11 protein-coding genes are annotated in these 8,704 nt (G+C 71.2%); 6 read left to right on the top strand and 5 right to left on the bottom strand.

Features of this window, described 5'->3' with window-relative positions; genetic code table 11:
* The 3 genes from VGD44_RS24475 to coaBC all read right to left on the bottom strand — a co-directional run.
* A partial coding sequence (locus tag VGD44_RS24475) for an exodeoxyribonuclease III (RefSeq protein ID WP_331091031.1) occupies positions 1-593 on the bottom strand: 593 nt, incomplete at its 3' end.
* Positions 594-624: 31 nt separating this feature from the next.
* A complete protein-coding gene (gene dut / locus VGD44_RS24480; RefSeq protein WP_331091034.1) occupies positions 625-1,080 on the bottom strand; it encodes a dUTP diphosphatase in 456 nt (151 codons plus the stop codon).
* Positions 1,081-2,271: a bifunctional phosphopantothenoylcysteine decarboxylase/phosphopantothenate--cysteine ligase CoaBC gene (gene coaBC / locus VGD44_RS24485; protein WP_331091036.1), complete on the bottom strand. Its 1,191-nt coding sequence runs from the start codon at positions 2,269-2,271 to the stop codon at positions 1,081-1,083. It abuts the gene before it with no gap.
* A gap of 114 nt (positions 2,272-2,385) precedes the next feature.
* Between coaBC and VGD44_RS24490 the strand changes: the two genes are divergently transcribed.
* Entirely contained in the window at positions 2,386-2,940 is a 555-nt protein-coding gene (locus VGD44_RS24490; protein ID WP_331091038.1) for a hypothetical protein, read from the top strand.
* A gap of 115 nt (positions 2,941-3,055) precedes the next feature.
* Here the strand turns inward: VGD44_RS24490 and ubiB are convergent, their stop codons facing one another.
* Positions 3,056-4,546 (bottom strand): 2-polyprenylphenol 6-hydroxylase, encoded by a 1,491-nt coding sequence (gene ubiB, locus VGD44_RS24495; RefSeq protein ID WP_331091040.1) that lies wholly within the window; start codon positions 4,544-4,546, stop codon positions 3,056-3,058.
* Positions 4,547-4,553: 7 nt separating this feature from the next.
* Positions 4,554-5,312 carry a class I SAM-dependent methyltransferase gene (locus tag VGD44_RS24500; protein ID WP_331091042.1) on the bottom strand — a complete coding sequence of 253 codons (759 nt, stop codon included), beginning with the start codon at positions 5,310-5,312 and terminating at the stop codon, positions 4,554-4,556.
* Between the two features lie 62 nt (positions 5,313-5,374).
* Between VGD44_RS24500 and mutM the strand changes: the two genes are divergently transcribed.
* The 5 genes from mutM to rpsT form a co-directional block, all read left to right on the top strand.
* Positions 5,375-6,238, top strand: a complete 864-nt coding sequence (gene mutM, locus VGD44_RS24505) for a bifunctional DNA-formamidopyrimidine glycosylase/DNA-(apurinic or apyrimidinic site) lyase (RefSeq protein WP_331091044.1) — start codon at positions 5,375-5,377, stop codon at positions 6,236-6,238.
* 11 nt (positions 6,239-6,249) lie between these two features.
* The gene (locus VGD44_RS24510) at positions 6,250-7,110 is read left to right on the top strand and encodes a TraB/GumN family protein (RefSeq protein WP_331091046.1); all 861 of its coding nucleotides are present in this window, start codon (positions 6,250-6,252) and stop codon (positions 7,108-7,110) included.
* Positions 7,111-7,141: 31 nt separating this feature from the next.
* Positions 7,142-7,921 (top strand): enoyl-CoA hydratase, encoded by a 780-nt coding sequence (locus VGD44_RS24515; protein WP_331091048.1) that lies wholly within the window; start codon positions 7,142-7,144, stop codon positions 7,919-7,921.
* A 3-nt stretch (positions 7,922-7,924) separates the two neighbouring features.
* The gene (locus tag VGD44_RS24520; RefSeq protein WP_331091050.1) at positions 7,925-8,488 is read left to right on the top strand and encodes a DUF5655 domain-containing protein; all 564 of its coding nucleotides are present in this window, start codon (positions 7,925-7,927) and stop codon (positions 8,486-8,488) included.
* 99 nt (positions 8,489-8,587) lie between these two features.
* A partial coding sequence (gene rpsT, locus VGD44_RS24525) for a 30S ribosomal protein S20 (RefSeq protein ID WP_331091052.1) occupies positions 8,588-8,704 on the top strand: 117 nt, incomplete at its 3' end.

Raw genomic sequence — 8,704 nt, forward strand, 5'->3', positions numbered from 1 at the left:
GTGTAGACGCGCTCGTCCGGGAACACCGCGCGGAGGGCGTCGGTCCACCCGCGATCCTGCAGCCGCGCAAACATCGCCTTCAGCGGCGGCTGGAACAGCGCGTCGTCGCGCCAGCGCTCCGGGGCGTACACGTCCGCATCCGTCGGGATGATGTTGTAGTCGCCCACCAGCGCCACTGGATGCTCCGTCGCCAGCAGGGCGTCGGCGTGGGCCAGGAAGCGCTCGAACCACGCCAGCTTGGCGGCGTACTTGGCGCTGCCCACCGGATTGCCGTTCGGGGCGTAGAGGCAGCCCACCAGCAGTCCCTTCACCGCCGCCTCGATGTAGCGGCTCTGAGAGGCGGGCGGGTCGTCGGGCAGGCCTCGGCGGGTCTCGATCGGCTGCACGCCGCGACCCAGGATCGCCACGCCGTTCCAGCTCTTCTGGCCGTGCCAGATGGCGCCGTAGCCGGCCTTCTCGAGCGTGGCGGCCGGGAATCCCTCCGACTTCAGCTCCTGCAGGCAGACGACGTCCGGCCCGGTCTCGCCCAGCCAATCGAGCAGGTTCGAGAGCCGCCCGTTCACGCCGTTGACGTTGTAGGTCGCGATCCGCACCGACTGCGCGGACGGCGAGGCTCGTTCCGCGTTAGCTCGCGCCGGTCGAGCCAAAGCCGCCGGCCCCGCGCGCGGTCTCGTCCAGGCTCGCCACCTCAGTCCACCGCGCCTGCACGACCGGGGCGATCACCAACTGGGCGATGCGGTCGCCGCGGCGGATGGTGAAGTCGTCGGGGCCGTGGTTGATCAGGATCACCTTCACCTCGCCGCGGTAGTCGGCGTCGATGGTGCCCGGCGTGTTCAGGCAGGTGATCCCCGACTTCAGCGCCAGGCCCGAGCGCGGCCGCACCTGGGCCTCGAAGCCGTCCGGGAGGGCGAAGGCCAGGCCCGTCGGCACCGCGTGCCGGTCGCCGGGGCGAAGCACGAACGGCGCGTCCTCGGGGACCGCTGCGCGCAGGTCCATGCCGGCGGCGTGGCTGGTCTCATAGGCCGGAAGCGGGATGCCTTCGCCGTGCGGCAGGCGCGTGATCGGGACGGTCGGGGCCACTCAGAATTCCTCGGCGATGCGGGCGGCGAGCCTTCGGGCGACTTCGCCCTTGGCCATGCGGTCCCATCGCTCGATTCCCCCCTTGGAGACTATGGCCACGGCGTTGTCGTCGCCGCCCATGGTCCCTTCGACGCTGACGTCGTTGGCGACGATCCAGTCGCAGCCCTTGCGCGCCAGCTTGGCGCTCGCATGCGCCTCGACGTCGTCGGTCTCGGCGGCGAAGCCCACGACCAGCTTCGGCCGCGCCTTGGCCTTCGACAGCGTGGCCAGAATGTCGGGGTTCTCGACCAGCGGGATAGCCGGCGGCGCCCCGCCGTTCTTCTTGATCTTGCCTGCGCCGACGGACTCGGGCCGCCAGTCGGCCACCGCGGCCACGCAGACGGCGATGTCGGCCGGCAGCGCCGCCTCGCAGGCCGCCAGCATCTCGCGCGCTGTCTCCACGTCCACGCGGGTGACGCCGGCCGGGGCGGGCAAAGCCGTGGGTCCACTCACCAGCGTGACGTCCGCGCCCAGGGCGGCCAGGGCGGACGCGATGGCATAGCCCTGCTTGCCCGACGAGCGGTTGGTGATCAGCCGCACCGGGTCGATCGGCTCTGCGGTGGGGCCCGCGGTGATCACCGCTCGCTTCCCCGCCAGCGGTCGCGCAGCCGCGCCCGACAGCGCCGTCATGATCGCCTCGAAGATCGCCGCCGGTTCGGCCATCCGGCCCGGCCCGTACTCGCCGCAGGCCATGGCGCCCTCGTCGGGGCCCACGAACAGCACGCCGTCGGCCTGGAGCTGTCTCAGATTCCGCTGGGTGGCGGCGTGCTCCCACATCCGCACGTTCATGGCCGGCGCCATCAGCACCGGCTTGTCGGTGGCGAGGATCGTCGTCGAGGCGAGGTCGTTGGCGTGGCCACTCGCGGCCTTGGCCATCAGGTCGGCCGTGGCCGGCGCCACCACCACCAGGTCGGCCGAGCGCGAGAGCTCGATGTGGCCCATCTCGGCCTCGTCGGTCAGGCTGAAGAGCTCTGAGTAGACCTTGTCCTCGGCCAGCGCCGACAGGCTGAGCGGGGTGACGAACTCGGCGCCCGCCTTGGTCAGGATCGGCCGCACGCCCACGCCGGCCTTGCGCAGCAGCCGGGTGAGCTCCAGCGCCTTGTAGGCCGCGATGCCGCCGCCGACGATCAGGAGAACGCGTTTCTCGCTCAAGGCGTCGAGCCCCCGTCAAACAGGGCTTCGATTTAGGTCATTGGCGGGGACTCGACAAACCCGGGAAGCTGTGTTCATTCTTTGTTCCAGCTCGACCATAAGACGGGAAGCGAGATGCTGAAATCCAAGATTGTGCTGCTGCTGGCCGGCGCGGCCCTGGCGTTGACCGCCTGCGACAACGGCCCGTCCGCGGTGGCTGAGAAGCAGGCGGCCGGAACGCAGATGGCCGCCAGTGCTGAAGGCGTGGCGTCTGACGCGGGCAGCGACCGGTCCTCAGGGACCCAGGTCGACCACCGCCGCGACCCGGTGCGCGAGGTCGACGGCAAGCCCATGTGGTCGGCCAGCCGCCGCTACTCGGCCGAGGAGAACGCCCGCCGCGCCTTCGCCCGCAACGGCGCGGCCTTCGGCGCCGACAACATCGACGCGTTCGTCGATAAGGCCCACGACTTCGTCCAGCGCCCGCCCAAGGGCACGCTCACCCTCACCCGCGCCAATGGCGACAAGCTGCTCTACGACCCCAAGGGCAACGTCTTCGCCGTGATGAGCAAGGCCGGCGCGCCCCGCACCATGTTCAAGCCCGACGAAGGCATGGCCTACTGGGAAGAACAGAAAGCCCGCGAAGCGAGGCGCCAAGCCAACCGCCGCACTCGCGACGACGACGAGGCGTAGTAGCGCAAGGCGCACTGCTCCACCCGATTGTCATCCCGGTTTTGGCCGCCAGGCCTCTGCGGCAAAACCGGGATGACAACCGGTGGGGCAGGCCGACGGCAACGGCGCTCGGCCCCTACCGCAACAACATTCCCGCCAGGAACGCCGCCCCGGACGCCAGGGCGCCCAGGGCGAACCACAGTAGCCGGCCCGGCCGTTCGGGCTCCACCGCGACCGCCGGCTGCGGCTGCGTCATCCGCGCCAAATTGCGCAGCGCCGTCTCGGCGTCGCCGGCCAGCTGCTTCACCCGGCTGATCGGCGACAGCTCGCGCGCGATCCAGCGGCGCACCACCGGCGCGGCGGCGGCCCAGATGTCGTGGGCGGGGTCGATGCGGCGGGCCACACCCTCGACCGTCACCATGGTCTTCTGCAGCAGCACCAGCTCGGGCCGTAGGTGCATGTCGTAGAGGGCTGTGATCTCGAATAGCTGGGTCAGCACCCGGCTCATGGCCACCGCATCGGCCTGCCGCCCGAACACCGGCTCGCCCACGGCCCGGAGCGCCTGGGCGAACGCCTCGACGCTATGGCGCGCCGGCACATAGCCCGCGTCGAAGTGCACCTGCGCCACGCGCTGATAGTCGCGATTCAGGAACCCCCACAAGATCTCCGCCAGGTAGCGCCGCTCAGCCGGGCCCAGCCGCCCGATGATCCCGAAGTCGACCGCGAACAGCTTCGCCGGCGCGGCGACGAACAGGTTTCCCTCGTGCAGGTCAGCGTGGAACACGCCGTGGTCCAGCGCCTGGGCCAGGAACGCGCGCGTCAGGTTGTCGGCCAGCGCCTTGCGGTCGAGCCCCGGTTGCTCCAGCGCCGCATCCTCGGACAGGGGCAGGCCCTGCGCCCATTCCATGGTCAGCACGCGCTTGCCGACGCCCGGCCACACCACCTTCGGCGTGGCCATGTAGCCGTCCTTGGCCATTACCTCGGCGAGCTCGTCGGCGCCCGCCGCCTCGAGCCGCAGGTCCAGCTCCAGCTCGGTGGCGCGGATCACCGTCGCGGCGAACCGCACGGGCTCCAGGCGCCGCAGCGGCGGCGCCCAGCGCTCCATCAGCCGAGCGGCCAGGGCCAGCACCGCGGAGTCGGCGGCGACCTGCCGCTCGATCCCCGGCCGCAGGACCTTCACCGCCACGCGGCGGCCGTCGAACAGGCTGGCCTCGTGCGCCTGAGCCAGCGAGGCGGCCGCCACCGCCTCCCCCAGCGTCGGGAACACGTCCTCCACCGGCCGCCCCAGCTCCTGGGCGATCGCGGCGCGCGCGTCCTTGAGCGGGAACGGCGGCAGGCGGTCCTTCAGGTGGCCCATGTCCTCGGCGAAGGTGCGCCCGAAGATGTCGGCCCGGGTGGACAGGAACTGACCCAGCTTGATCGCCACCGGCCCCAGCCCCTGCAGCGACCGCGCCAGCCGCTCGCCCGGCCGCCCATCCTTGCGCGACGCGAACAGCCGAAGGGTGTTGGCGAGGCCCCGCACCGCCGGCGAGTAGAAGCCGTCCATCTCGCGCGGCAGGAACGCGTCATTGCGGACCAGCGTCCATCCGGCCCCGATCAGCCGCGTGAGGGCGCCGAGAGAGGCCATGAGGGTCCTAGATCGCCCGCCCGGTGTGCAGCGCCGCGACGCCGCCGGAGAAGTTGGTCCAACCCACCTGGGAGAAGCCCGCCTCGCCGATCATCGCCGCGAACGCCCGCTGGTCAGGGAAGCGCCGGATGCTCTCCACCAGATACTGGTAGCTCTCGCGGTCGTTCGCCACTCGCGCCCCGATCTCGGGGATCACCTTGAAGGAATAGGCGTCGTAGGCGGCCCTCAACGCCTCGGTCGTGGGCCGCGAGAACTCCAGGCAGAGGAACCGCCCGCCCGGCTTCAGCACGCGGCGCGCCTCGCGCAGCGCCGCGGTCACGTCCGTCACGTTGCGGATCCCGAAGCTGATCGAATAGGCGTCGGCGCTGGCGTCCGGCAGCGGCAGCCGTTGTGCGTCGCCCACCGCCCAGCACAGCTCGGGCATCACGCCCCGCTCGATCCCCGCGGCGATCATCTCCGCGTTGTAGTCGACCACGAAGACCTTGAGGTCGGGCCCGCCGCGGCGCTCCTGCGCCCGGCGAGCCAGCTTCGCGAACCGGCGCGCCATGTCGCCGGTGCCGCCCGCGCAGTCGACGATCACCTCGCCCGGCTGCGGGTTCAATCGCGCCGCCACCGCATCCTTCCAGAGCCGGTGCACGCCGGCGCTCATCAGGTCGTTCATCAGGTCGTAGCGCTTCGCCACGCGGTCGAAGACGCCCCGGACCAGCCCCGGCTTCTCGGAAGCCTCGACGTCGCGGAAGCCGAAGGTGGCGGAAGGTCCCGTCATGGCCGCGTCTTTAGCCTCCAAGCCCTTGGCGCGCCAGCCAAGCCATGCCACCTGACAAGGCAATGCCTGAGTTGCCTGAAGTCGAGACCGTCAGGGGCGGCCTCGCCCCCGTCCTGGAAGGTCACCGCCTCGCCCGGGTGGAAGCACGCCGCCCAGACCTGCGCTTCCCGCTGCCGGAGAACTTCGTCCAGGTTCTCACCGGCGCGACCATCCAGCGCCTGGAACGCCGCGCCAAATACCTGCTGGCGCGCCTGGATCGGGAGGACACCCTGGTCATGCACCTCGGCATGAGCGGCCGTTTCGAGATCTCGCGCCCGGACGGTGAAACGCGCCCCGGCCAGTTCCACTACGCGCCTGACCCCGCGCCCAAGCACGCCCACATCGTCTTCGAGACCGAGGCCGGAACGCGGGTCACCTACTACGACCCCCGACGGTTCGGCTACATGGCCCTGGTCAACACCGCAGCCTTCGACCTGCACCCCTGGTTCACCGGCCTCGGCCCCGAGCCGCTCAGCGACGCCTTTGACGCCGACCACCTGAAAGCCGCCTTCGCCGGCCGCAAGCAGGGGCCCAAGACGCTGCTGCTGGACCAGCGGATCGTGGCGGGGCTAGGCAACATCTACGTCTGCGAGGCTCTGAACCGCGCCCGCATCTCGCCCTTCAAGCCGGCCGGCAAGATCTCGGGCCCGCGGCTTGCGAAGCTGGTCCCCGAGATCAAGGCCGTGCTGGCCGAGGCCATCGAGGCTGGCGGCTCCACCCTGCGCGACTTCGCCCAGGCCGACGGGGCGCTGGGCTATTTCCAGCACCGCTTCCGCACGTACGACCGCGAGGGCCAGTCCTGCCGCAACGACGGCTGCCGCGGGATCATCGGCCGCAAGGTCCAGGCCGGCCGTTCCACCTTCTATTGCCCTGTGTGCCAATCGTGAGGGACGCGTCCGTGAAACCTCTCCTCCTCGCCCTCGCGGCCGCCACCGCCGTCGCCACGCCCGCCAGCGCGGAACCGGCGGTCTGGGTGGTGAAGGACGCCGACTCCGAGATGGTGCTGTTCGGCTCGGTCCACGTGCTACCGCCGGGGCTGAGCTGGCGGCCCGCGGCCCTGGACGCGGCGCTCACCAAGGCCGACGACCTGTGGTTCGAGCTGCCGGTCGGTCCCGCGACCGACGTGGAGGTCGCCCGCCTGGCCGGCATGCTGGGCATCCTGCCGCCGGACAAGTCGCTCTTCACCCTGCTGCCGGCCGAGGACTCGAAGCGACTGATCCGCGTCGCCGACGCCTACGGGATCGACAAGGCCGGCCTCGCCCGCCTGGAGCCCTGGCTGGCCGAGGTGGCCCTGGCCGGCGCGGCCTTCGGCAAGGCCGGCGCCGACGCGACCCACGGCGTCGAGACGGTGCTGAACGCCACCGCGCCCGCCGCCGCCCGCCGCAAGGCGCTGGAGACGCCGGGCGAGCAGATCGGCCTGTTCGACCAGGCCCCCATGGCCGAGCAGCTGGCCTCGCTCAAGGTCTCGCTGGTCGAGCTGGAGAAGGATCCCGAGGGCTACACGAAGCTCGTCAGCGCCTGGCTGGCCGGCGACGCCGGCGTCCTCGACCGCGAGGCGCTGCAGCCGTTGCGCAAGGCCTCGCCGGCCCTGTTCCAGCGCCTGGTCACGGGGCGCAACGCCAAGTGGACCACCGAACTCGACACGCGGCTCAAGGGCCAGGGCCGCTCGGTCGTGGTGGTCGGCGTCGGCCACCTCATCGGCGACGAAGGCCTCCCGGCGCGCTTGCGGGCGCTTGGCTATTCCGTCACGGGGCCGTAAGTCGCTCGCCAACGGAGAGCGGAGCGGCCGAATGAGCTATCAGACCCTGATCGTCGAGACCCCCAGCGCGGGCGTCACCCTCGTGCGCCTGAACCGGCCCGAGGCGCTGAACGCGCTGAACACCGAGCTGCTGACCGAGCTCTCCGCCGCGCTCGACGCCGCCGAGGCCGACGACAGCGTCCGCTGCCTGGTGCTGACCGGCTCGGACCGCGCCTTCGCGGCCGGCGCCGACATCAAGGAGATGTCCGACAAGTCCTACGCCCAGATGTTCGCCCTGAACTTCTTCGGCCCGGCCGCGCGCCGCATCGAGCAGTGCCGCAAGCCGATCATCGCCGCTGTGGCCGGCTACGCCCTGGGCGGCGGCTGCGAGCTCGCCATGCTCTGCGACTTCATCATCGCCGCCGAGACCGCCAAGTTCGGCCAACCCGAGATCAACCTGGGCGTCATGCCCGGCATCGGCGGCACCCAGCGCCTGCCCCGCGCCGTAGGCAAGGCCAAGGCCATGGACATGGTGCTGACCGCCCGCATGATGGACGCCGCCGAGGCCGAACGCGCCGGCCTCGTCTCCCGCGTGGTCCCCGCCGACAAGCTGCTGGAGGAGGCCTTGGCGGCCGCCGCCAAGATCGCCGGCCAGTCGCCGCTGGCCGTGGCCATGAACAAGGAGCTGGTGAACGCGGCCTTCGAGACCACACTCGCCACCGGTGTGGCCATGGAGCGGCGCCTGTTCCACTCGCTCTTCGCCTTCGACGACCAGAAGGAAGGCATGGCCGCCTTCGTCGAGAAGCGGAAGCCGGCGTTCAGGGGGAGCTGACCTATGGCGACGCAGGACTGGTCCGCGTTCCGCGACGAGAGCGCCGCCCGGCTCCTGCGCCAGACCGGCCAGGACGTCGCCGCGTGGAACGCCAGGATCGCCGCGGCCGCTCCGGCGGACGAGGCCGCGCTGCGGGCCTGGCTGAAAGCCGAGGGCGTCACCGGCTACTCGGCCCAGCTCCTGCGCTGGGAGACCTTCGGGTACCCCGACTTCATGACCGCCAGCGCCGACGACCTGGTGGACGCCCAGTTCGCCGACCGGCCGGGCCTGCGCCCCGCCTACGACGCGGTGCTGGCCGCTGCGCTCGCCCTGGGCGACGTCACCATCCAGACGCGCAAGACCTACGTCTCGCTCGTCGGGCCCCGCCGCACCTTCGCCCGCGTCCAGCCCACCACCCGCACGCGCCTGGACGTGGGCCTTCGCCTGGACGGTGTCGCGCCGCAGGGCCGCCTCAAGCCCAACCGCATCCACGACAGCATGCCCGTGGGTCTTTCGCTGGAGCGTCCGGAGGAGCTCGACGAGGAAGCGATCGGGTGGCTGGAAAAAGCCTATGCGGCAAATGCCTAGCCGCCATTGACCGCCGGGGCCGGTTTCAGTATATCCGCGCCTCCTCATTTCGCCCGCCGGACCGCCGGCGGGTGCGACCTGTTTCGAGAAGAGTTTCGAATGGCCAACACGCCCGGCGCCAAGAAAGCGGTCCGCAAGATCGCCCGCCGCACCGAAGTGAACACCGCCCGCCGCTCGCGCGTGCGGACCTTCCTGCGCAAGTTCGAGGAGGCCGTG

Source organism: Phenylobacterium sp. (genome assembly GCF_036402295.1).
Taxonomy (GTDB): domain Bacteria; phylum Pseudomonadota; class Alphaproteobacteria; order Caulobacterales; family Caulobacteraceae; genus Phenylobacterium.

What these genes read in the sequence shown, in the direction of transcription:
- VGD44_RS24490 (WP_331091038.1), top strand. Translation starts at nt 2,386, where the DNA reads ATGCTGAAATCCAAGATTGTGCTGCTGCTGGCCGGCGCGGCCCTGGCG.
- ubiB (WP_331091040.1), bottom strand. Translation starts at nt 4,546, where the DNA reads ATGGCCTCTCTCGGCGCCCTCACGCGGCTGATCGGGGCCGGATGGACG.
- VGD44_RS24500 (WP_331091042.1), bottom strand. Translation starts at nt 5,312, where the DNA reads ATGACGGGACCTTCCGCCACCTTCGGCTTCCGCGACGTCGAGGCTTCC.
- mutM (WP_331091044.1), top strand. Translation starts at nt 5,375, where the DNA reads ATGCCTGAGTTGCCTGAAGTCGAGACCGTCAGGGGCGGCCTCGCCCCC.
- VGD44_RS24515 (WP_331091048.1), top strand. Translation starts at nt 7,142, where the DNA reads ATGAGCTATCAGACCCTGATCGTCGAGACCCCCAGCGCGGGCGTCACC.
- VGD44_RS24520 (WP_331091050.1), top strand. Translation starts at nt 7,925, where the DNA reads ATGGCGACGCAGGACTGGTCCGCGTTCCGCGACGAGAGCGCCGCCCGG.